21 protein-coding genes are annotated in these 23989 nt (G+C 51.3%); 5 read left to right on the top strand and 16 right to left on the bottom strand.

The window, feature by feature from the left end; genetic code table 11:
- Positions 1-25: 25 nt before the first annotated feature.
- Positions 26-820 carry a Cof-type HAD-IIB family hydrolase gene (locus C233_RS0104570; protein WP_018666241.1) on the bottom strand — a complete coding sequence of 265 codons (795 nt, stop codon included), beginning with the start codon at positions 818-820 and terminating at the stop codon, positions 26-28.
- A gap of 115 nt (positions 821-935) precedes the next feature.
- Here C233_RS0104570 and C233_RS0104565 point away from each other — a divergent pair, with 115 nt between their 5' ends.
- The 3 genes from C233_RS0104565 to C233_RS0104555 are packed head-to-tail and all read left to right on the top strand — an operon-like array spanning position 936 to position 3640.
- Positions 936-1829 carry a prenyltransferase gene (locus C233_RS0104565; RefSeq protein ID WP_025068615.1) on the top strand — a complete coding sequence of 298 codons (894 nt, stop codon included), beginning with the start codon at positions 936-938 and terminating at the stop codon, positions 1827-1829.
- Positions 1826-2443, top strand: a complete 618-nt coding sequence (locus C233_RS0104560; RefSeq protein ID WP_018666239.1) for a CPBP family intramembrane glutamic endopeptidase — start codon at positions 1826-1828, stop codon at positions 2441-2443. The genes C233_RS0104565 and C233_RS0104560 overlap by 4 nt, the downstream gene beginning before the upstream one ends.
- 15 nt (positions 2444-2458) lie before the next feature.
- The gene (locus C233_RS0104555) at positions 2459-3640 is read left to right on the top strand and encodes a MalY/PatB family protein (RefSeq protein ID WP_018666238.1); all 1182 of its coding nucleotides are present in this window, start codon (positions 2459-2461) and stop codon (positions 3638-3640) included.
- A gap of 638 nt (positions 3641-4278) precedes the next feature.
- On the opposite strand, the gene C233_RS0104545 is transcribed toward C233_RS0104555, so the two are convergent.
- Positions 4279-4887 (bottom strand): response regulator transcription factor, encoded by a 609-nt coding sequence (locus C233_RS0104545; RefSeq protein WP_018666236.1) that lies wholly within the window; start codon positions 4885-4887, stop codon positions 4279-4281.
- Positions 4877-5581 (bottom strand): hemerythrin domain-containing protein, encoded by a 705-nt coding sequence (locus tag C233_RS0104540; RefSeq protein ID WP_018666235.1) that lies wholly within the window; start codon positions 5579-5581, stop codon positions 4877-4879. The genes C233_RS0104545 and C233_RS0104540 overlap by 11 nt, the downstream gene beginning before the upstream one ends.
- Positions 5582-5981: 400 nt before the next feature.
- On the opposite strand from C233_RS0104540, the gene C233_RS0104535 reads away from it, so the two are divergent.
- Entirely contained in the window at positions 5982-7220 is a 1239-nt protein-coding gene (locus C233_RS0104535) for a carcinine hydrolase/isopenicillin-N N-acyltransferase family protein (RefSeq protein ID WP_018666234.1), read from the top strand.
- A 21-nt stretch (positions 7221-7241) separates the two neighbouring features.
- A complete protein-coding gene (locus C233_RS0104530; protein WP_018666233.1) occupies positions 7242-9653 on the top strand; it encodes a glycoside hydrolase family 3 N-terminal domain-containing protein in 2412 nt (803 codons plus the stop codon).
- A 63-nt stretch (positions 9654-9716) separates the two neighbouring features.
- On the opposite strand, the gene miaA is transcribed toward C233_RS0104530, so the two are convergent.
- The 13 genes from miaA to C233_RS0104465 all read right to left on the bottom strand — a co-directional run bounded on the left by miaA (position 9717) and on the right by C233_RS0104465 (position 23989).
- Positions 9717-10616, bottom strand: a complete 900-nt coding sequence (gene miaA, locus C233_RS0104525) for a tRNA (adenosine(37)-N6)-dimethylallyltransferase MiaA (protein WP_018666232.1) — start codon at positions 10614-10616, stop codon at positions 9717-9719.
- Positions 10617-10717: 101 nt separating this feature from the next.
- Positions 10718-11275: an IS1096 element passenger TnpR family protein gene (locus C233_RS0104520; protein WP_018666231.1), complete on the bottom strand. Its 558-nt coding sequence runs from the start codon at positions 11273-11275 to the stop codon at positions 10718-10720.
- 47 nt (positions 11276-11322) lie between these two features.
- Positions 11323-12099, bottom strand: a complete 777-nt coding sequence (lpxA, locus tag C233_RS0104515; RefSeq protein WP_018666230.1) for an acyl-ACP--UDP-N-acetylglucosamine O-acyltransferase — start codon at positions 12097-12099, stop codon at positions 11323-11325.
- Between the two features lie 90 nt (positions 12100-12189).
- On the bottom strand, positions 12190-13575 hold the full coding sequence (locus C233_RS0104510) for a bifunctional UDP-3-O-[3-hydroxymyristoyl] N-acetylglucosamine deacetylase/3-hydroxyacyl-ACP dehydratase (RefSeq protein WP_018666229.1): 1386 nt from the start codon (positions 13573-13575) through the stop codon (positions 12190-12192).
- 7 nt (positions 13576-13582) lie between these two features.
- Positions 13583-14620, bottom strand: coding sequence for a UDP-3-O-(3-hydroxymyristoyl)glucosamine N-acyltransferase (gene lpxD / locus C233_RS0104505; protein ID WP_018666228.1), 1038 nt, complete (start codon positions 14618-14620; stop codon positions 13583-13585).
- Between the two features lie 84 nt (positions 14621-14704).
- The gene (locus tag C233_RS0104500; protein ID WP_018666227.1) at positions 14705-15931 is read right to left on the bottom strand and encodes an HD domain-containing protein; all 1227 of its coding nucleotides are present in this window, start codon (positions 15929-15931) and stop codon (positions 14705-14707) included.
- 83 nt (positions 15932-16014) lie between these two features.
- Positions 16015-16845 (bottom strand): orotidine-5'-phosphate decarboxylase, encoded by an 831-nt coding sequence (gene pyrF / locus C233_RS0104495; RefSeq protein WP_018666226.1) that lies wholly within the window; start codon positions 16843-16845, stop codon positions 16015-16017.
- Positions 16846-16869: 24 nt separating this feature from the next.
- The gene (locus tag C233_RS0104490) at positions 16870-18642 is read right to left on the bottom strand and encodes a DUF4153 domain-containing protein (RefSeq protein ID WP_018666225.1); all 1773 of its coding nucleotides are present in this window, start codon (positions 18640-18642) and stop codon (positions 16870-16872) included.
- Positions 18643-18644: 2 nt separating this feature from the next.
- Positions 18645-19757, bottom strand: coding sequence for a peptide chain release factor 1 (gene prfA / locus C233_RS0104485; protein ID WP_018666224.1), 1113 nt, complete (start codon positions 19755-19757; stop codon positions 18645-18647).
- A 225-nt stretch (positions 19758-19982) separates the two neighbouring features.
- Positions 19983-21152 carry an AIR synthase related protein gene (locus tag C233_RS0104480; protein WP_025068613.1) on the bottom strand — a complete coding sequence of 390 codons (1170 nt, stop codon included), beginning with the start codon at positions 21150-21152 and terminating at the stop codon, positions 19983-19985.
- 159 nt (positions 21153-21311) lie between these two features.
- The gene (locus C233_RS0104475) at positions 21312-21893 is read right to left on the bottom strand and encodes a LemA family protein (RefSeq protein ID WP_018666222.1); all 582 of its coding nucleotides are present in this window, start codon (positions 21891-21893) and stop codon (positions 21312-21314) included.
- A 200-nt stretch (positions 21894-22093) separates the two neighbouring features.
- The gene (locus C233_RS0104470; RefSeq protein WP_025068612.1) at positions 22094-22999 is read right to left on the bottom strand and encodes a TPM domain-containing protein; all 906 of its coding nucleotides are present in this window, start codon (positions 22997-22999) and stop codon (positions 22094-22096) included.
- A gap of 39 nt (positions 23000-23038) precedes the next feature.
- Entirely contained in the window at positions 23039-23989 is a 951-nt protein-coding gene (locus tag C233_RS0104465; protein ID WP_018666220.1) for an alpha/beta hydrolase, read from the bottom strand.

Here is a 23989-nt window from a genome sequence, read left to right as displayed (position 1 = left end):
ACAGCCGGCTTTCTGCTTTTAGTTATCAGCTTTCGATGATTTCAAGCTGTTTCAGGGCATTGGCTATACCATTATCATCGACACTCGTCGTAATGTAATCGGCTGCGGCTTTTACATCGTCCTTGGCATTGCCCATGGCGACTCCGATACCTGCATGGCGCAACATGCCGATGTCGTTTCCGCCGTCGCCGAAGGCTACCGTATCTTCCAGGCGGATACCGAAATAACGGATTATCTCGTCGATGCCGTGCTGCTTGGTATTTCCTTTGGCTGTAATATCGACGAATGCCGGATGCCAACGTCCCATTTCGCAGTTGGGAAGGGAAGGCAATATAATTTGTTCTTCTTTGGCATTGATGAAAGGCGTTAGCTGGTAGAATTCTTTGTTTGAATGGTCGCTTGTATATGGCTTCGGTTCGATAGGAGCCGTTTTGAGCTGGTTGTTGAATATCTCCGTTACAATCTCGCCCGGCTGGTTTGCGCAAATATCGTGCTCTCCGACCAATATGCAGGGAATATTGCGTTCGTGGCAGAAACCGGTCAGGACATCTACCTCGGCAGTAGGGATAGGACTCTTGTAGATAACGGTATCATCTACAAAGCAATAGGCTCCGTTCATGGTGATGTAACCGTCTATCAGTCCCCGTTCTTGCAAGGCGGCAAGGTTGTTGATGATGACGCGCGGACGTCCGGTGGCGATGAATATCCGCATGCCTTTGGCCTTGGCAGCTTCCAGCGCTTCAATGGCAGAAGCGGGAATCCGGTGGGTCGTGAAGCTCACCAGTGTACCGTCGATGTCGAAAAACAGGGCTTTAGTCATAAATGTCTCTTTTAAATTGGTTGGCAAATTTACTCAAAAGCGAAGATATTTCGTACTTTTGCAGGCAATTTTGTTCTATACGGTTAAAACCTGATAATTCGAATATATGATTATGATGAAAAAGCATTCTTTTAAAGATTGGATGATAGCTGTACGTCCGTGGTCGTTTCCTGCCTCGGCTATGCCGGTAGTGGTAACGCTGGCCTATCTGTTTTGGATGAAAGAGGATATAAACTGGACGAACGGCATATGGGCATTGTTGAACATCATCGTGTTTCATGCAGCCGGAAATACCTGGAGCGATTATTTTGATTATAAGCAAGGTGTCGATATGAAAGATACGTTTGGCGCGAAGACACTGACGGATAAGATGTTTTCTCCGGTGGAAATATACCGCCTGTCATTGATATTGCTGTTGGCGGCTCTTGCCGGAGGCATCGGTTTATGGTTGCGTACCGGCTTTCCTTTGCTGTATGTCGGCTTGGGCGGCGCGGCTTGCGCACTGCTTTATCCGCCGCTGAAGTACAACGCGCTGGGAGATGTCGTGATATTCATGGCCTATGCTTTTCTGCCTACTATAGGAACCGCATATGCAGCTACGGGAGTATTCCTGTGGGATGTCCTGTGGATAGCGCTTCCGGTAGGACTGATTACTGTAGCTATCCTGCATGCCAATAATACCCGCGATATGCAGACCGATGCCCGGGCAAGTATCAAGACCCTGGCAATGGAGCTGGGCGGAAGGAACTCCGTGATTCTCTACTGTGCCGAGATACTTTTTCCCTTCGGCTGGATTGCCGGTTGCGTGGCTGCCGGAACTTTTCCCTTGTGGGGATTGTTAGTCTTATTGGTGCTGGTTCCTGCTGTCGGCAATGTCCGTATCATGTCCCGTTTCTCCGGAAAAGGGGTTGCCGCTATTGCCAATCTGGATGAGATGACTGCAAAGCTCCAGCTATTGTTCAGCCTGGTATTTGCCTTGTCGTTTGCCATAGCCGGATTGCTTGTATGAAAAGGTTAGCGTTTACTATCCTGCTGGCCGCCGTTTTGTGGACTGTCATGTTTTCGCCGTGGACAGCACATGCCGTTGACTTCTGGTGGATGATGACCGGTTCGGCACTGGCTTTGTCCGTGCTTGCCACCTGGTTTCGTCCCGGCTGGTGGCATGGCGTGAAGTGGAATCTCTCCAATATCCTGTGGGGCATCGGTATTGCCGTCGTTTTATGGGCGATTTTCTGGATAGGCGATAAGGTCGCTGCCTGGATGTTCGACTTTGCTCGTCCGCAGGTAGATTCCATTTATGGAATGAAAGAGGGAGAGTCCCCCTGGGTACTGGCAGCCTTGATGCTATTGCTGATAGGGCCTGCGGAAGAAATCTTCTGGCGGGGATATGTACAGCGTACGCTTTCCGAACATTGGAAAAATCCCGATGCGGGGTTTGCAGTAGCCACGGCTTTGTACACACTGGTACATGCCGGTTCCTGCAATTTCATGCTCATTATGGCAGCATTGGCAGCGGGTGTAACCTGGGGAGCGTTTTACCGTTTTTTCCCGAACAAGTTTGCCGCTATTATCCTTTCGCATTCTTTGTGGGATGCGGCTGTTTTCATATTTTTCCCTATTTAAAGTAACTCGAGCCTTATGAAGTATGATTTCGATGAAGTGATTGAACGCCGTGGTACGGATTCCGTAAAGTGGGACGGCGTAAAAAATGTATGGGGACGTGACGACTTGATTCCCATGTGGGTGGCCGATATGGATTTCCGCACCCCTCCTTTCGTAATGGACGCCTTGCGCAAACGCCTCGACCACGAAATTCTGGGTTATACCTTTGCTTGCGAAGAGTGGTACACCTCTATTTGTAACTGGTTGCACAAACGCCACCAATGGGACGTTACACGCGATATGCTGACATTCGTTCCCGGCATTGTACGCGGGCAGGCATTTGCTCTGCAATGCTTTACCAATCCCGGCGACAAAGTGATGGTGATGACGCCGGTGTATCATCCTTTCTTCCTGGTTACAGAGCGTTTGGGACGTGAGGTAGTCTATTCTCCGCTCGATTTGTACGACGGACATTATCATGTCGATTTCGAGCGCTTCTCCAGGGATATCCGGGGGTGTAAGGTGCTCATCCTTTGCAATCCCCACAATCCCGGCGGGCGTGTCTGGACGGTGGAGGAACTTTGCCGCATAGCGGCTGTCTGCAAAGACAACGGGACTTTGGTCATCTCCGACGAAATACATGCAGACCTTACTTTACCGCCTTATAAGCATCATCCCTTTGCCACTGTCTCCGAAGCCGCCGCACAGAACTCCCTGACCTTTATGGCTCCCAGCAAAGCCTTTAACATGCCGGGATTAGGCAGTTCGTACGCCATAGCGGTTAATGATGCCATTCGCCTCCGTTTCCGGGAGTTTATGGAGGCAGGCGAGTTTTGCGAAGGGCATTTGCTTGCCTATATCGGTGCTGCGGCTGCTTATACGCATGGTGAGGAATGGCTGGAGCAGATGCTCGAATACGTAAAAGGCAATATAGACTTTACGGAAAAGTACCTGAAAGGACATATTCCCGGTATCGGTATGATACGCCCGCAAGCCTCTTATCTTGTTTTCCTGGATTGCCGTGCATTGGGGTTGCCGCACGAGAAGCTGATAGAACTTTTTGTGGATAAAGCCCGCCTGGCATTGAATGACGGAACCATGTTCGGGCAACCGGGAGAAGGGTTTATGCGCTTGAACATAGGCTGTCCGCGTTCTGCCTTGCAACAGGCGTTGCAACAACTGTCCGCAGCGGTTGCAGAGCTTAAAGGCTTTTCATAAGAACCGGTGGCCTTAAAGCTCTGCAACGGTTTTTCCACCTTTATAGATTGCGGCTTTCCTTACCGTGCTGATGACTTATTTCGGGGTCAGTTACATCTTGGGAGGGATGCACAGTTATGCGGATGCCTGATTGAAACGGGTGCGTTACCTACTTATAATGACTGCTGTTCTTTATTATACCTAAATTGAGTGATTGTACCGTCGGCATCGATGCTGTATCTTTGCAACATCAGATTTAAATAATGAATTAGTTAGTCATAATTACGTAACCACTTTTATGAAGATAAAAGGATCCCCGCTTCCCGATGCGATATCGTGGAGCGGGGATTTGCTTTATGGCAGGCACGGATGATGCTATCTGGCTCGGGTTATAGGGAGAGCTATCTTGAAGTACTTACCGAAAGGGGCAGAGTTGCTTGGGGAAGGACGGTAAAGTATGGGATAAGGCTTATCTTCAGCCTAAAGACGCTCGTCTTTAGCGTAGAGATATACATCTTCAAGCTAAAGATGAACATCTTTAGGTTAGAGATGAAGCTTGGGAGGTAGGTCGGCATACTTTTCCCGTATAGGGAGGCAGCCTTGGAAAGGGACTTATGTCTCTTTCCTAACGGGATGTATGGAGGAGGGGGCGGACGGGATTATAAGTTGTCCTTGATGTCGCTCAGTTCCACCAGTTTATTCACAATGGCGTAAATCGTGAGTCCTGCGGGAGAGTGTATCTGCAATTTGCGCGCAATGTTGCGGCGGTGGGTGATTACGGTGTGGATAGAGAGATACAGCTTGTCGGCAATCGCCTTGTTGGTCATACCCTTCACAACGCACGTGATGATTTCCTTTTCGCGTTGGCTGAGCGTTTCTTGTTCGTTGTCTTTCTCTTCTTCCTCGGTGTGGAGCAGGTGGTTGATTTTAGCGGTAATCGCTTCGGTATCGTCGCAAATGGCGATATTCTCGTCGTATTCCTTCAGGGTGTTGTTGTCGATGACGGAGCATACCAGGGCGATGTATTTGATACCGTTCCTGTTGTCGGCTTTGAAAGCGGGCAGGTCGAACCAGCCGCCGAAAGTGGGATTGATGATTACGATGTCGGGTGTGTGCAGGTGGATGTAGTTTTGCAACGCTTCCGGCGAAGACACCTCGATAGGGTGCACATTCAGGTTGGGAATGCGTTTGAGTACTGCCGCAAGACCACTTCGTACGATGACCGAGGTTTCTGCAACAACTACTTTCAGGGAAATATTATTGTTCATCTTTCAGTCTCTTTTCTATTTGTGCTACGGCGGGAACGAACATATAGTCTTCTACCTGGCAATGCGATGCAAGGTCTTGCTCGCAGTTGAAGATGTCGAACAGGACGGCATTCAGAAGATTATTGTTCTCTTTTTCCGGATAGTACTTGATGATGATGTTTTTCAGCTCTTTCAGTTTGGTGTCTATCTGATTGTGCTTGCTGGCGAAAGTAGCGATGTTGTACTCGTCGGACAGTGTGCCTTCCAGCAACTGCTTCACGTAGGTAAAGACCGCCTCGTTCTCGTATTCCATATGACGACGCACTTCCTTGGCGTATTCATCGAAGAACTTAAGGATGAGGTAGGCCACATCGTTATCCCTGGAACAGTCTATGGCCTCTATCAGCTTGCGGCGTATGGCGGGCAGGTTGAAGTCGAGAAAATAGGTATGGGCACGTTTCAGATAATCCATGAGTGCCGGAATAGAGAATGAATTTTCATCGTCGCTGTAAGAGTATTGCTCTTCGCTGATGAAGTTGGCTACGGCGAGAAAAGTCCGGAAGTCTACATTCTGGGCTTCGCAGACGTCTTTCACGCTCTTGTCTCCGAATCCCAGCGACAGCCCGAAGCGGCTCATCACCATTAATAAGGAGTAATTGTCGCAGATGAGGTCGCTCATCTTGTCCGTTGCCCGATATTTATGTTGCTCATTCATTGTAAGTTATTCCTTTCTACTCTATGTTCCGGGCGCAAAGTAACGGCTTTTCTTCGAGAATTGCAATCGCTATTAGTAGGTATTTGGGGTATGGAGCCGGACAATGCCGCCGAAAGCGCCGGACGGGGCAGGCGGCGGGAGGACTGCGATAAGGGGAAATGGCGGATAACCTTTCGGGCTGTCAATCTGGCGGGGAGGTGTGCTAAAGTTCTTTTGTTACCATAGGACTACACGATTTTTCATAGATTACTTATTGTGATAATCAATCGTTTAGCTTTCAATCTGTGTAAATCCGTGTAATTCTGCGGTGAATTTTGCTGCCCTCTTTCTTTTATATATTATCCCTAATCCGGATTGATTTTTTATCTTTGTCTCAACGAATGATAAAACTTTTCTTACTATGAAACAGATTCTGCCCGTTTTGATTGCTTTCATCATTTCCTTGGGAAGCGCCAGACCGCTTTCCGCCTGTACGTCTGCCGTAATTTCCGGTAAGGTTACTCCCGACGGGCGTCCTTTGTTGTGGAAGAACCGGGATACGGACTTTCCGCAAAACAGTGTGAGGTATTTTGCCGGCGGGCGTTATCCGTTTATAGCCGTTGTCAACAGTGTAGAGGATAATCCGACGGATGTGTGGATAGGTACGAACGCCGCAGGCTTTTCCATTATGAACACGCAGTCCTATAACCTGGTCGAGGTAAAGCCCGGCGAGGAGCGCGGCGAGGCCAACGGGCGCGTAATGCGCCGTGCATTGGAGGTTTGTACTACGGTGGACGATTTCCGGCACTTTCTCGATACCTTGCCGAAGCCCAGCCTGATTGAGGCCAACTTCGGTGTAATCGATGCCGCCGGCGGTGCGGCTATGTTCGAAGCGGATTATTATAACTATGTGATGTACGATGCCAATAATCCCAAAGATGCGCCTTGCGGGTATATAGCCCGTACTAACTTCTCTTTTTCTGGCAAGGTGAACGAGGGCGCGGGTTATGTCCGCTTTATGCAGGAAGATAAGTTGCTGATGCCTGCTTCGGCTACCGGGCAGATTACCCCGCAATGGATATTCGGCGAGCTTGCCCGTTCTTTCGCCAATCCGCTCTTGGGAATCGACTTGAAAAGCGGAGGCTTCAACCGTCCCGAAACGACCGGGTGGTTTGTAGACCAGGATTTCATAGCCCGTAGCAGCACGGCAAGTTCGGTTGTCGTGCAGGGGGTGAAGCCGGGGGAGAACCCGGAACTCACTACGATGTGGACGATTCTGGGCTATCCGCCCACAGGGGTGGCGATGCCTGTGTGGGTGAAAGGTGCGGACGAGGGGTTGCCTGGACTGCTCCTCCGCGACGAAACGACAAAGGTGTCTCCTCTGGGAGATTGGTCGGTAACGTTGGCTGGCGATGTATTCTCTTACAAACAGGGCATGGGCAGTAACCGCTATATGAACTGGGAGAAGCTTTACAATGCAGACAAGAACGGCTATATGCAGTTGTTGGCTCCGGTAGAGGAGGAGGTATTCCGGCGCACCGCGCCGCTTTTGGAGGAGTGGCGCAGGAAGGGAAGCGCGGATACCGGGGGCATACGGTCGCTCTACGGCGAGTTGGATGCTTTTGTGGGCGCACAATATGCGGAATTATTCGGGTTTTAATTATATAATCGGTTTTATACAATGAGGTACGAACTTATCGCCGGCATTTCCGTCCTGTGCTTGGGGCTTGCCGGGAATGTGCAGGCACAAAACAGGGAGATATACCGGAAAGGTTGGATAGATTTCAACAAGAACGGAGTGAAGGATGTTTATGAAGACCCCGCCCAACCCGTCGAAAAACGGGTGGCGGACTTGCTCTCCCAGATGTCGGTGGAGGAGAAAACCTGCCAACTGGCAACCCTTTACGGTTACGGGCGTGTGTTGAAGGACTCCTTGCCTACCGCCGGCTGGAAGAACGAGATATGGAAAGACGGCATTGCCAATATCGACGAGATGCTGAACGGGGTAGGGCAGAAATCAGCCCGCCTCCGTAGCTTGTCGTATCCTTTCAGTAACCATGCCGAGGCTATCAATACCGTGCAGCGCTGGTTTGTGGAGGAAACCCGGTTGGGAATTCCCGTAGACTTTTCCAATGAGGGCATTCACGGACTGAACCATACGAAGGCCACCCCGCTGCCGGCACCTATCGCTATCGGGAGTACCTGGAACAAGGAGTTAGTGCATCGTGCCGGTGTCATAGCCGGACAGGAGGCGAGGGCATTGGGATATACCAATGTGTATGCTCCCATACTGGATGTGGTGCGCGACCCGCGCTGGGGGCGCACGTTGGAGTGTTACGGGGAAGACCCTTACCTGATAGCGGCGCTGGGTACGGAAATGGTGAACGGCATCCAGTCGCAGGGGGTAGCGGCGACCTTGAAACATTATGCCGTTTACAGTGTGCCCAAAGGCGGGCGCGACGGGAACTGCCGTACCGACCCCCACGTAGCGCCGCGCGAGCTGCACCAGCTTTTCCTTTATCCTTTCAGGAAGGTTATCCGGGATGCCCGTCCTATGGGGGTGATGAGCAGTTATAACGATTGGGACGGTGTGCCCGTGTCCGCCAGTTATTACTTCTTGACGGAGCTGTTGCGCGAGGAATACGGGTTCGACGGTTATGTGGTGAGCGACAGCCAGGCTGTGGAGTTCGTGGAGTCCAAGCACCGTGTGGCGGACTCGTATGATGAGGCTGTGCGCCAGGTGTTGGAGGCGGGCTTGAATGTACGTACCCACTTTACCCCGCCTTCCGATTTTATCTTGCCTGTGCGCCGGTTGCTGGAGGAGAAGAAGATTTCAATGGCTACGATAGACAAACGGGTGTCGGAGGTGCTGCGGGTCAAGTTCCGCCTGGGATTGTTCGACCAGCCTTATGTGGCGGATACGAAGGCTGCCGACCGGGTGGGCGGAGTAGACCGGAATATGGATTTCGTGAAGCAGATGCAACAGCAGGCGCTCGTGCTGCTGAAGAATGAGAATAACATTCTCCCGCTGGACAAGCGGCAGGTAAAGAAAGTACTGGTAACCGGTCCTTTGGCCGATGAAGATAATTTTATGACCAGCCGCTACGGCCCCAACGGGTTGGAGACGGTTACCGTGCTCGACGGCTTGCGTAGTTATCTGAAAGGTTCCGCCCGGGTGGAGTATGCCGAAGGGTGCGATATTGTGGATGCCGGCTGGCCTGCTACGGAAATATTGCCTGTCCCCATGGACGAGCGGGAGGAGCAGGGTATTGCCGAGGCGGTGGCGAAAGCCCGCGAGAGCGATGTAGTTATTGCCGTGCTCGGAGAGGATGAATATCGTACGGGTGAGAGCCGTTCGCGTACTTCGCTCGATTTGCCGGGACGCCAGCAACAGTTGCTCGAGGCGTTGCATGCTACGGGCAAACCGGTGGTGCTGGTGCTGATAAACGGCCAGCCGTTAACCATTAACTGGGCGGATGCGCATATTCCCGCCATTCTGGAGGCGTGGTTTCCCGGTTGCCAGGGTGGAACGGTTATTGCGGAGACGCTGTTCGGCGAGCATAATCCGGGCGGTAGGCTGACGGTTACTTTCCCGAAGAGTGTAGGGCAGATAGAGCTGAACTTTCCCTTTAAGCCCGGTTCGCACGGTAGCCAACCGGCATCCGGTCCCAACGGTTCGGGAGCTACGCGCGTTATCGGCGAGTTGTACCCGTTCGGGTTCGGATTGAGCTATACTACCTTTGCATACTCCAATCTGGAGGTTTCGCCGTTGCAGCAGCGTACGCAGGGGGAATATACGGTCAAGGTCGATGTAACGAATACCGGGAAACGTGCCGGCGACGAGGTGGTGCAGTTGTATGTACGCGACAAGGTGGGCAGCGTTATCCCCTACGACTCGCAGTTACGCGGTTTCGAGCGGGTGTCTCTCCAACCGGGTGAAACCAGGGAGGTGGTATTCTCCTTGAAACCGGAGGACTTGCAACTGTTAGACCGCAATATGAACTGGACGGTGGAGCCGGGTGAGTTCGAGGTGATGATAGGTGCTTCCAGCCAGGATATACGGCTGAAAAAGACGATAACGGCTTTGCCGTAATGGTAACGGGCATATAAGGACGGCCAGTCTTTCCGGGGGGAGTCCGTTACCGGTAAGGCGGAGTCAGGTTAATCGGGAACGGAGGTATGCAAGTATCTCCGTTTCCTGTTCCGGATGAAACCAGCGTATTTCTTTGTCCCGCCTGAACCATGTCATTTGTTTACGGGAATAGATGCGGGAGTTCTGCTGGATTTTTTCAATGGCGAAAGGCAGTGTCCACTTGCCGTCGAGGTAGTTGAATATCTCTTTGTAGCCTACCGTGTTCAGGGAATTGAGTGCCCGGTGGGCATAGACGTTGCGCGCTTCTTCTATCAGTCCGTCCGCTATCATCTGTTCCACACGGCGGTTTATGCGGCTGTACAGTTCTTCACGGTCGCGCGTCAGTCCTATCTTGATGATACGGAAGGGGCGTTCTTTCTTCTGCTGCGTGCGGAACGAGGTGTAGGTCTTGCCTGTCATGTAGCAGATTTCCAGGGCGTGGATTACGCGTTTGGGGTTTTTCAGGTCTACAATCTTGTAATATGCCGGGTCCAACAGTTTCAGCTCGGCGCACAAGTTCTCCAGTCCTTCCGTTTCGTACTTTTGCAGCATGAGCCGGCGGGTGTCTGCGTCTACGGTGGGAATATCATCGATACCTTTGCATACGGCATCCACGTACATCATGGAACCTCCGGCGAGGAGTACGACTTCGTGTTCGGTATAGAGTTTTTCGAGCAGTTGCAGTACTTCGGTTTCGTACTGGGCGGCGCTGTAATAGTCGGTGAGTTGCAGCGTACCTACGAAGTAATGCCGCACCCTTTGCAGTTGTTCCGGTGTAGGGGCTGCCGTGCCGATTTGCAAACCGGCATAGAGTTGTCTGGAGTCGGCGGAAACGATGCATGTCCGGAAATGCTCTGCCAACCGGAGGCTGAGTTCGGTCTTTCCTACGCCCGTAGGACCTATAAGTACGATTAGGGTATGCATAGGGAGGTATTGAGGGATGAAAGCCGGAAACCGGGAGTTGCCGTGCGGCGTGGCAACGCAGCCGGTCTTCCGGTTTCCGGCATTGGCTTTTCCCGACAGAGTTAAAGCTTTTCTTCTTCGTAAGGTATGTCTGTTCCTTCGTCCAGGCCTCCGAAACCTTCTTTGTCGAAGTCTTCCATATCGAAATCCTGGTCGCCGTAGAAGCTTTCGTCCAAGTCCAGCGAACTGCCGGCAGCCGCCATTTCTTCGAAATCGACGGTTTGCTTGGGGGCTTCTCCCGCTTTCCGGGTACATTTGGCTCCGGTCATATTCTTTCCGGTGATAATCTCGGAGAGTTCGATAAAGAAACAGCGTTCGGTCATGTAGTCGAAGATGTACAGCAGTTTCTGCTTTTCGTCTTCTACCAGCTCGCTGATTTGGGTATCTTTCATCACCCAACTGTCCATTTCCGGATTATCGTCCATTTCTTCGAGGGTAACTTCCTTTTCCTTTTCCCAGTCGTCGTCGCAGATGAAAAAAGAGGTCATCTGGTCGTCGGTATAACCCACTGATTTCAGGATAGCTTCGTGGAAGTCATAGAAAGTGGCTTCCGGGTCAATCTGTATTTCTCGTACGAAGTCGTCCACTTCGTCGGAGATGAGGGTAAATCTGTATATCATGCTGAGTTTATTATTTTTTAGATTTATGGCTTTGTCATAAATCTCCGTTATTTACTTGCAGGAATAATACCACGCGCCGATTCGCGTATGAAGCTTACGATATAGCTGATTTCGGGCGTCATTTCCATTTCATTCTCTATCTTTTTCAGGGCTTCCGTATTGTTCATTCCGCTTTGGTAGATAATGCGGTAGGCGTCGTGGATAGCTTCGATAGTTTCGTTGGAGAAACCGCGGCGGCGCAGTCCCACGATGTTGAGCCCTGCATAGCAGATAGGCTCGCGTCCGGCTATGATGTACGGCGGTATGTCCTTGCTGAAACGGCAGCCGCCCTGTATCATGCCGAATCCGCCTACGCGGCAGAACTGGTGCATCAGCACGTTGGCACTGATTATGGAGTAGTCGTCTATCACAATCTCGCCGGCCATTTTGGTGGAGTTGCCGATAATGCAACTGTTGCCTATAAGGGCGTCGTGCGCTACGTGTACGCTTTCCATGAGCAGGTTGTTGCTGCCCACGATTGTCTTTCCTTTGGCAGCCGTACCCCGGTTCACCGTTACGTTTTCACGGATTATATTGTTATCGCCTATCTCGGCGGTAGTCTCTTCTCCCCTGAATTTCAGGTCTTGCGGGATAGCGCCGATTACAGCTCCGGGAAAGATTGTATTCCCGTTGCCGATACGTGAGCCGTACAGGATGTTGGCGTTAGCCATAATCCTGTTATTATCGCCGATTACCACATTCTTGTCAATGAAAACAAAAGGAGCAATCTCTACGTTTTCCCCGATTTGGGCTTCGGGATGAATATACGCTAAGGGACTTATCATGTTATTCAATTATAAATGTCGAATTATGAATGATGAATTACGAATGATAAGAAGGCATTCATAGTTCATAACTTATAATTCATAATTAACTTACTTGTTTTTTACTATCTGTGCCATAAATTCAGCCTCGCACACTACCTTTTCGCCTACGAATACATAACCTTTCATGGTAGAGATGCCACGGCGGATAGGAGCCATTAGCTCGACACGGAAAATCAAGGTGTCGCCCGGCACTACTTTCTGGCGGAACTTCACACCGTCTATCTTCATAAAGTAGGTGGAGTAACGCTCCGGCTCGTCTACGGAATTCAGGACGAGCAGACCGCCCGTCTGTGCCATTGCTTCCACCTGCAGTACACCCGGCATTACCGGCTCTTGCGGGAAGTGTCCCTGAAAGAAAGGCTCGTTGGCAGTTACGTTCTTGACGCCTACGATATAGTTGGCGCCTATTTCGATAACTTTGTCCACCAGTTGGAACGGATAGCGGTGGGGCAATAGCTCGCGGATACGGTTTACGTCCATTATCGGTTCGCGGTTGCAGTCGTAAGCCGGAGCCTGTATCTCGTGCAGGCGGATTTCCTTGCGCATCTGGCGGGCGAACTTGTTGTTGATAGTATGTCCCGGACGCGTGGCGATGATGCGGCCTTTGATAGGTTTGCCTATCAGTGCCAGGTCGCCTATAACGTCCAGCAGTTTGTGGCGGGCGCATTCGTTAGGCCATACCAGCGGTTTGTGGTTGATGTAACCCAATTGTTTGGCATCCATATGGGGAACGCCCATGACATCGGCAAGCTTGTCGTAGGCATCCTGCGGCATCTCCCGTTCGTAAATGACGATAGCATTGTCCAGGTCGCCGCCTTTGATAAGCCCTGCCTGCAACAAAGGCTCTATCTCGCGTACGAATACGAACGTGCGGCTGGCTGCCACCTCGTCCTTGAATTTTGTCATATCTTCCAGTGTGGCAAACTGGTTGGGGATGATAGTGGAGTCGTAGGATACCAGTACGTTCAGGCTGAAATTCTCGTCGGGCAGTACGATAATCGACGAACCGGTCGTTTCGTCGCGGAATTCAATCTTGGACTTGATGATATAGAAATCCTTTACGGCATTCTGTTCCACCGTGCCCACACGTTCTATTTCGTTGACATAATATTGAGCGCTCCCGTCCAGAATGGGAAATTCCGGGCCGTTCACCTGAATCAAGCAGTTATCTATGCCCAGTGCATAAAGTGCTGCCATACCATGCTCTACGGTACTTACCTTTACTCCGCTTTTGGAGAGTACGGTGCCGCGCGTAGTTTCGGTCACATTGTCGGCAACGGCGTCGATGACAGGCTGCCCTTCCAGGTCGATGCGCTGAATCTTATACCCGTGGTTGTCCGGGGCGGGGTTGAAAGTAACGGTCAGGTCGAGTCCTGTATGAAGACCTTTTCCACTGAGTGAAAAGCTATCTTTCAGAGTCTTTTGTTTCAACATTGGTTACTTATTTAATTGTTTTTTTTAATTCATCGAGTTCTTTACGGAGTGCGTTCAGCTCGAAGTACATATCCGGTAACTTGCGGAATACGGACTGCGACTTGAAGTAGGGTTTCACTTCCATAGGCGGCGTACCGATGAGCTGGCTGCCTTCCTTGATACTGCTTGGAACACCCGATTGTGCGCCGAGGTTCACCTTGTTCCCGATATGGATGTGTCCGGCAATGCCCACTTGGCCGCCGAACATGCACCATTCGCCTATCTTGGTAGAGCCGGCTATGCCTACCTGGGCTGCCATTACCGTATGCGCACCGATTTCATCGTTATGGGCTACCTGTACCAGATTATCCAGTTTTACACCGCTGTGCACGATAGTAGCTCCCATTGTGGCGCGGTCTACGCAGGTATTGGCGCCTATCTCCACATCGTCCTCCAGTATGGTGATACCGATTTGGGGAATCTTTTCGTACCCCTCGGGGGTAGGAGCGAAGCCGAAACCGTCCGCACCGATTACGCAGCCGGCATGCAGGATGCAACGGTTGCCTACGCGGCAGTCGTGGTAGATTGTTACGTTTGCATAGATTATACAGTCGCTGCCTACCTTCGCACCGCTCCCGATAGTGGCGTGCGGGTGGATAACCGTGTTATCTCCCACCTCTGCGTATTCTCCGATGCAGGCAAAAGGAGCGATGTAAACATCTTTGCCTATTTTGGCTGTCTCGGCAACATAAGCGCGCGGGTCGATACCGGTACGTTTGGGCTTGCTTTGCTCATAGAGGTTCAACAGTTTGGCAAGGCTTTCGTAGGCATTGTCTACCTTAATCATGGTGGTCTTGACTTCTTGCTCGGGAATGAAATCCTTGTTCACCAGCACGATGCTCGACCGGGTTTCGTATAGGTAGGGTATGTATTTGGGATTGGATAGGAAAGAGATTGCTCCGGGTATTCCTTCTTCGATTTTGGCAAAGGTGTGTACGGTCGCATTCTCGTCTCCTACGATTTCTCCTTGTATAAATGTTGCAATTTGTTTAGCAGAGAACTCCATGTTATGTTGTTGTTAGATGGTTTCAAAACACAAATAACGGACTTTTTTTTTATATATCCTTGTCCTGTGATGAATATTTTATACTTATCTATGCAAACGCTGGTAGCACAAGTAGTATTTTTTTACTTTTTTGGAGAGCAGGGATATATTGAGCATATCCGATGCTTCGGCTATGTTTTTAGTAGAACCGTCGTTGTACAGGATGTCGATGCTGTCGTCTGCCGGGTCGTACATATTCTTCTCGATGCTGGGTGTGGAGATGAAATAGCCCGCTTCGGAAACGGTTATATCCAGTTGCCGGCTGATTTGCCGTATTATTTCTTCTTTCCGCTCCTGGCTGAAAGGCTCGGCGGATATTTCCACCTTGAATATCCGGCGGTTAATCATGCCCAGGCTCAGGGTGGAAAGCACCTTGTCGGGGTGGGTGCTCCATACCTTCAGGGCAGTCCAGATATCGTTGTCGTCCAGGCAGATGTAGTTTTCCAGGCAGTCCGGGTTATTGTAGAATATGTCCCGGTTAATGTCGTTGTACAGGAAGAACTTCAGTGCGGGCGGAGCGAACAAGTCCACCCCCTTGCCCGCCAGTTCCTTGGCACGCAGCAAGGTACTGATGAGCATCTTTTCGTAGGCAACCGATGTCTTGTGCAGATATACCTGCCAATACATCAGGCGGCGTGCGGTGAGAAAGTTTTCAATGGAATAGATACCTTTGGACTCTATCACCAGGTGGTCGTCCTTTACATCGAGCATCTTGATGATGCGCGCCGAGCCTATATTGCCTTCCGTAACCCCCGTATAAAAGCTGTCGCGGCGCAGATAGTCCAGGCGGTCCATATCCAGTTGCCCGCTTACCAACTGGTGCAGGAAACGCTTGGGATATTCGTCCTTGAACACCTGGATAGCAAGCGTCAACTGCCCGTTCATCTCCTTGTTGATACGCTCCATTAGCATCAGGGAGATGTCCTCGTGCGAAACGCCTTTTACAATGGTGTCTTCGAGTACGTGCGAGAACGGGCCGTGCCCGATGTCGTGCATCAGGATAGCCGCTTGTACGGCTTCCGCTTCGCTGTCGAAGATGAAATTGCCTTTGGCTGTGAGTTGCTGTATGGCTTCGCTCATCAGGTAGAAAGCACCCAGTGAGTGCTGGAACCGGGTATGCTGTGCGCCGGGATATACCACGGACGACAAGCCCAGTTGCCTGATACGTGTCAGGCGTTGCAAAAGGGGATGCCGTACGATGTCGTACAGCAGCCCCTTCGGTATGTTGATGAATCCGAATACCGGGTCGTTGATGATTTTTCTTGCTTGCACTTTGATAGTCGTTGGTTATTGATACCGGATAGCCCGTCGGGCTTTTCTCCTGTGCGGAACAGTCCGCCGCCGAATCGCCGGCGCTAATCGTTCGTCACTTTCTTCAACTGCTCTGCCATTTGCGCCTGTACTTCCCGGGCGGCCTGGCGTGAAGCGGCGGCAAAGTTCTCGGTCTTGTCCACGTAGATAATGCCGCGGCTGGAATTTACAATCAGTCCGCAGGTATCGTTCATGCCATATTTGCAGACCTCCTCCAGCGAACCGCCCTGTGCACCTACGCCGGGCACTAAGAGGAAGTGGTTGGGTACAATCTTGCGGATGTCCTCGAAGGCGCGTCCCTGGGTGGCACCTACTACGTACATCATTTGTTCGTCGTTTGCCCATTCCTGCGATTTGCGCAATACTTTCTCGAAGAGGCGTTCGCCGTTCGGGTCTTCCGTCAGTTGGAAATCGTGCGACCCTTTGTTACTGGTCAGCGCAAGCAGGATAACCCATTTGTTTTCGTAAGTGAGGAACGGGGTAACACTGTCTTCGCCCATATAAGGAGCTACGGTTACGGAGTCGATGTCCAGCTCTTCGAAGAAGGTACGGGCGTACATGGCAGAGGTGTTGCCGATGTCGCCGCGCTTGGCGTCTGCTATGATGAACTGGTCGGGATAGTTCCGTTTGATGTAGTTTACCGTTTTCTCAAAAGCAATCCAGCCTTTTACCCCCATGCTTTCGTAGAAAGCGAGGTTGGGCTTATAGGCGATGCACAGGTCGGCGGTAGCATCGATTATCGCTTTGTTGAAGGCAAAGAGCGGGTCTTCTTCTTTCAGCAGATGTTCCGGAATCTTCTTGATATCCGTATCCAGGCCTACGCAGAGAAACGATTTCTTACGTTTGATATTTTCAAAGAGTTGTTGCTTGTTCATATCGAATTTCTGTTATTAGTGATTTTACTTTTTAAATAGATATCCTTTTATATTCATTGTTATGTCCTCAACGCCCTCCTTTTCGTAATCGATGTCGAAACCGGTCAGGACGAACAGGTTTTCCGGGGAGTTGCACCGGAAGCGTACAGGCGGTATATGACCGTGTTTCTTGTCTTTTTCCAGCATCTCCAGGGTTTTCAGCTCGATGTACACGCTGTCGTTCAGCCCGCCGGTACGGGTATCGAGCAGCACGGGCAATATACCGCTCTCCAGGTGTCGGCGGGGAACGGTGGAATAATGGCTCGACCTGCCGTTGCCGGGTATGGCGGCGAACCGGGTATAACCTTCGGGAACCTCGATAACAGCCTGGCTGCCGACTTCGCCGTTATAGGCAACTCTGTCGCCGTCCGTTTCGACATCTGCCGTATCCGTCTCGATATCCACCGCTATCGAATATAGGTGGTAAGTTACGTCTTTGTCTATCAGGCGGGCAACACTTTCCGCCCCGAACCAACTGTTCAGGTATTTGAGTTTACTGTTTATCCGGGCTGCCTGCTGCTCCGGCAGTGAAAAAATCCATTCCTTGTACTCTTGCAGCGACAGGGGAGGCTCCGTACGGCAACTATGTTGCATCCCGGCCTTTATCTCGTCGAGAAGAACGCTTTTCGTGACGCTGGCATAATTGACGGGTAATGCGGATGTCAGCAGGAAAATGAGCGCAAACGAAATAGGTATCCAGTTGATACGCCGCGCCTTTGTAACGAACAGCCCGATACATACTATGTAGAACCAGCCGTTGAGGGTGGCGAGGTAGAGCCGGTTGAGGGTAATGCCGTAATCGTTGAACCGGCGTGCGATGCCGATTGTCATTAGCAGCAACAGCGGCAGTATCAGTACGGGCAGCCAGCGTGCCGTCCAGTTGTCGAAACGCTTGCCTTCTTTGAAACGTGTGGGGTACAGCCCGAATTGGATAGCGATACATACCGTCATCAGCGCCACGATAAGCCACGACACCCAACCTGTGGGCAGTTCCCAACTGGCAAGTATGCGGGCGGCATAGATGTAAAGTACAATCAGGTAACCTGCCGTAAGGGGAAGGAACAGGTAATGTATGATACCGTTCAGGAATTCCGATGAATGCGGTTGCGGGTTATGCTTGCCGCTACCCTGCGGCAACAGCCCGAGAAACAGCATCATGCCGAGTAGCGTATTGCACAGGTAGTAGATATAGGCATAGCATTTACCGCTGATATGTATCCCGAACAGTTGGTTCAGCGAGAGCAGCAACAGGCTGATGCCCGCGCATAAGACAAGACCTATCACCTGTGTAACGATGTATGCGGAAAGGGTGTTCAGGGCAAAGTTCCAGCTTGCAATATCGTTTTTCTCGCGCAGGAATGAAAGGAAGAAGACAGAAAGCCCCACGGCGAAAATAGCTGCTGCATGGGCGATGCCGATTTCAATCCACGAACTTTCCGCAGCGAGATAGTGGTAAAGAAGGAAAGCATCTGCTACGAGTAATACATGCGCTGCCAACTGTACACCGGTTTTCCACAAGCGGCTTTTTGCTTCCTCGCCCCACAGGTGGAGCGTGAGCGAAAGCAAGATGCCCACAGACAGATAATAGCCGGCTATGAACAATATCCGGTTCTCGCCTTTCCAGTCTGTCGCTGTGAGGTAGATAAGATAGGCCGTGAACGCAAAGATAAAGCCCACCGCAACGGGGAAGCGCCTCAGGCAATTTTGAAACGCCCCGGTAGCTGTGTGAAACGCTTTCTTTACTGATAGCCCTTTCATAATTATAATTCGCTTTCTTTCAGCCTTTCTGCATTCTCCGCAACAATCAGGTGGTCGATGCAGTCCTGGATATCGCCGTCCATAAAGGCGGCAAGGTTATAAATGGTATAGTTGATGCGGTGGTCGGTAATGCGTCCCTGCGGATAGTTATAGGTACGGATTTTGGCCGAACGGTCGCCGGTGGAAACCATTGTCTTACGCTTGGAGGCGATATCGTCGATGTATTTCTGATGCTCTTTGTCGTATATAAAGGTACGGAGGCGCGCGAGGGCACGTTCCTTGTTTTTCGGCTGGTCGCGCGTTTCGGTACATTCGATAAGGATTTCTTCTACGACACCGGTGTTCGGATTCTTCCAGTTATAGCGCAGGCGTACGCCGGACTCCACCTTGTTTACATTCTGTCCGCCCGCACCGCCGCTCCGGAAAGTGTCCCATTTGATTTCTCCTTCGTTGATAACCACGTCGAACTCCTCTGCTTCGGGCAGTACGGCTACGGAGGCGGCGGATGTATGCACACGCCCCTGCGTTTCGGTGGCAGGCACACGCTGTACGCGGTGCACCCCCGATTCATACTTCAGTGTGCCGTACACGTTGTCGCCCGTTACGGAGCAGATGATTTCCTTGAAGCCGCCGGCAGCACCCTCGTTGGCGCTGGATATATCCAGTTTCCAACCTTTCGTTTCGCAATATTTGGTGTACATGCGGAAAAGGTCGCCGGCAAAGATAGCGGCCTCGTCGCCCCCTGCACCGCCCCGGATTTCGAGAATGGCATTGCGGCTGTCCTGCGGGTCGGCAGGGACGAGCAGCAGCTTTATCCGTTCTTCCAGTTCGGGCTGGCGCGTCTGGCAGGCATCGAGCTCCTCGCGCGCCATTTCGCGCATCTCCGCGTCGGTTTCGTTGGCGATGATTTCTTTGGCTTCCTCGATGCCGTTCAGCACCTGCATGTACTCTTTGCGGGCATTCATCAGGTCGTTCAGCTCTTTGTATTCTTTGGTGAGCTTGACGTAACGCTTCTGGTCGGCAATCACCGCCGGGTCGGTTATCAATGTAGATACCTCCTCGAAGCGGGCAACGAGCCCCTCCAGTTTCTCAAGTATGGTATTGTTATCTGCCATTTAGCTTATTCACATAGTTTTTGCACCCGCTTATATTTTCTCATACCCATGTTGTAGGCAACATATCCTGCGCCGATAAATGTAAAAGTCAAAGATAGCCAAAGGGTGGATGAACCTCCGATACCCTACCCCGCAATCTGACAACCGGCGATAACCGTTATCATGATGCAGAAGAGCAACAGAAAATATAAATGAGTCTTTTCATTATCTTAATGTCTTAATGCCTTAGTATCTGAACTCTCCGAACTCGCTCCTGATAATCAGCTCCTTCTTGTCACTCTCCTCGATGCGACCTACGATTTGCGCGTCGATATCGAAACTCTTGCTGATAGCAATCACCTCTTCCGCATGTTCGGGCGAGAGATACACTTCGAGACGGTGTCCCATATTGAATACCTTGTACATTTCGCTCCAATCCGTATCGCTTTGCTCCTTAATGGTACTGAACAATGGCGGAACAGGGAAAAGGTTGTCCTTTATAACGCGGCAGTTATCACCAACGAAGTGCAGCACCTTAGTCTGTGCGCCGCCGGAACAGTGCACCATGCCGTGGATTTCGGGACGGAGCGTATCGAGCAGCTTCTTTACCACCGGGGCATATGTACGGGTGGGAGAGAGTACCAGCTTGCCGGCATCCAACGGGCTGCCCTCCACGCTGTCCGTCAGTTTCAGCTTGCCGCTGTACACCAGCTCGTCGGGCACTGCCTTGTCGTAACTTTCGGGATATTTCTCTGCCAGGTACTTGGCGAACACATCATGGCGGGCGCTGGTAAGCCCGTTGCTGCCCATACCGCCGTTGTACTCTTTCTCATAAGTGGCTTGCCCGCAGGAGGACAGGCCTACAATCACATCGCCCGGACGGATGTTGGCATTGTCTATGACATCCGAGCGCTTCATGCGGCAGGTCACGGTGGAGTCTACGATAATCGTACGTACCAGGTCACCCACATCCGCCGTCTCGCCGCCGGTGGCGTACACACCCACGCCCATTTCGCGGAGCTCGGCAAGCAATTCGTCTGTACCGTTGATGATAGCGGAGATTACCTCACCCGGAATAAGCAGCTTGTTGCGTCCGATAGTGCTCGATACCAGTATATTATCTACTGCACCTACGCAAAGCAGGTCGTCGATGTTCATAATCAGTGCATCCTGTGCGATACCTTTCCATACCGAAAGGTCGCCGGTTTCTTTCCAGTACATGTAAGCCAGGCTGGATTTCGTTCCTGCACCGTCGGCATGCATGATGTTACAGTACTCGGGGTCGCCGCCCAGGATGTCGGGGATGATTTTGCAGAAAGCCTGCGGGAAAATACCTTTGTCGATGTTCTTGATAGCGTTGTGCACATCCTCTTTCGATGCGCTGACGCCTCTCATCATGTATCGTTGATTACTCATGAGATAATAAGTTAGTTCAATTGAGCACAAAAGTAGTGATTATTTCGCTTATAGCCTTAGCTTTGTATAAAAAATATCCCCTCGTCCGGCAGCATGCTTTTACCCGTTTGCAGGTGTCGTGCCGGATGAGGGGGTATCGGAATTTCAGATTTCCGTTTGTCAGAACTTCACTTCGGGCGCCTGTTCGCTGCCTTCGGCAGCTTCGAAATAAGCGCGTTTCTCGAAGCCGAAAAGACCGGCGAGGATATTTCTCGGGAAACGGCGGATAGCCGTATTGAAGTTCTTCGCCGCATTGTTGAAGTTGGTACGCGCCACGTTGATGCGGTTTTCCGTACCTTCCAATTGGGCTTGCAGCTCCAGGAAGTTCTGGTTGGCCTTTAGGTCGGGATAGTTTTCACTAATGGCGAGCAGCTTGCCCAAAGCGGAAGTAACCGCACCTTGTGCCTTCTGGTATTCGGCGAGTTTTTCCGGGGTCAGGTCGTTGGCATCTACGGTCATTTGCGTGGCCTTGCTGCGAGCCTCTACTACACCCTCCAGCGTCTCCTTTTCGTGGGACGCATATCCTTTGACGGTATTTACGAGGTTCGGAATCAAGTCGGCACGGCGTTGGTATTGTGTTTCGACGTTAGACCATTGCCCGCTGACGTTTTCGTCCATGGTAACGAGTCCGTTATAACCGGTAACACCCCAAATGGCGAGAAGGGCTACGACAACAATGATGATAATGGTTGATTTTTTCATACTTCTTTTTTTAATATTAATGATGCGATATAAAATGACGTTATATAAATTGATACGATATAGGACAATGCTATATAAAATGGTGCGATATAAAATAATGCAACATAAAATGATACGATATAAAACGATGCAACATAAAACGATACGCTATATTAGAATAATACGCTTAGCCTGTTGCAAAGCGCGTCCAGCACTACGGCTCAGAACCGGGAGCCGGCGCCTCCTCCGCCACCCATGCCACCGCCGAAGCTGCCTCCGCTAAAGCCTCCGCCTCCTCCGCCGAAACCTCTCCCTCCGCCGAAGATAACGGGACCTCCGCCACCACCGCCCCGGTAATTCTCATCATGGGATTGCTGGCGGCGTACTACCTTGTGACCGCAGTTGCGGCACGTATAGGTAACATCTTCTGTGCGCACACCGTTGTGGCGCGAAATGAGTACGCTGTTGCTCCGTTGCAGCTTATGCTGGCCGCATTGCGGGCATTTGCTTGCAGCGCGCGTTTTCAATATTCCTGCTACGATAGCCACGGCAAAGAACCCCACCACTGTCAGAATCATTCCTATCGGGGGATTGCCTCCTCCTTCGTCCGAATCGTTAACCATGCTACCGTCAAGACGGGCGCATACGGCACGCACGCCGGCTACCATACCGGCATCCCAGTTGCCGTCTTTCAGGTAAGGAATCATGTCGCGGGTTTGGATACGTTTGCAAATGGCGTCGGGCAAATCTCCCTCCAAACCATATCCGGTGTAGAACTGAATACAGCGCTGGTCGGTTACCAGCAAGATAACCAGTCCGTTGTTCTTACCTTTCTTGCCTACGCCCCATTCGTTGAGCAGCCGGTGCGAGAAGTCGAAACAATCCTCATTGCCGATAGAGGGCACGACGGCCACTACGGTTTCGATACCGGTCTGCTGTTCCAAGGCATAAAGCATACGGTCTATTTCATCGCATGCCGAAGCGGAGAGGATGCCGGCAGGGTTACAAACGTAACGTGTCTTGTCCTGAAGGTGAACCTTAGGAATGTTATCGGTTGTATAAACCTCTTGTGCCTGCAAGGAAACAAGCATGCACAAGAAAAGCGCTATGGAGATAATTCGTTTCATACTATTGTATTTGTAGGGGCGAAGATAGGAAAAATCACATTAACGGATATATTTCTCCACAAAATTCCTCACACGCTCCGTATATTCCTGCGGATAATCCCTGTAAGACATGGCATGGGTGGCGCCGGGAACAATCCACAACTCCTTCGCCCCGCTTTTGGCGTCGTATAAAGGATACACCATGCGGGTGGGCACGTAAGTATCTGCGTCCCCGTGTATGAACAGCATGGGAAGGGTACACTTCCTGACCTGGTTCAGGGAGGAAGCCTCCTTGAAATTCCAGCCGTACTTGGCATCGCATAGCCGGCTGGTGGTGTACATTAATGGAAATTCGGGCAACCCGAACATCTCTTTCAACTGGAACGAGAACTCGTCCCATACGCTCGTGTAACCGCAGTCCTCCACGAAACACTTCACGAAAGGCTGCTGCGGTTCACCGGCCAGCATCATGGTGGTGGCTGCTCCCATGGAAATGCCGTGCACCACCATTCGGGTGTTTCCCCCGAAAAGAGTATCGGCTATGTTCATCCACTCCAATACATCGAGCCTGTCTTTCCAGCCCATTTGTATGGCGGGTCCTCCGCTCAGCCCGTTATGCTGCAAGTCCGGCAGGAGTATGTTGTAATCCAGCTCTTTGTTGTAAAGATAACCTATCATCAGCATACGCACGGCATTGTCCGTATAACCGTGTACGATGACCGCCGTCTTGCCGGTAGGTCTGGCGGCAGCGGCAAACATGGCGTGCAACTGCCGTCCTTCCGGGCTGATGATGAAAGTGTCGCGCAAGGCGCCCGCGGTTTGCAGGCTGTCCAGCCACGGGGTAATAAACGGATAAGTACTGCGCATATATGCGTACGAGCCGGGGATGTCCCTGCCTTTATTATCCTTCGGCGTCAGCGAATAGCCGAGCATGTAATAGCTTCCTCCGGCAAGGGCGATGAGTATTACCGCCAACAGCGCGGGCAAGCCGTATTTGATACTTTTTTTCAT

The sequence above is a fragment of the Bacteroides gallinarum DSM 18171 = JCM 13658 genome (genome assembly GCF_000374365.1).
Lineage (GTDB): Bacteria > Bacteroidota > Bacteroidia > Bacteroidales > Bacteroidaceae > Bacteroides > Bacteroides gallinarum.
Note: the sequence above shows the minus strand (reverse complement) of the source record. Positions and strands in the feature narration are given on the sequence as shown.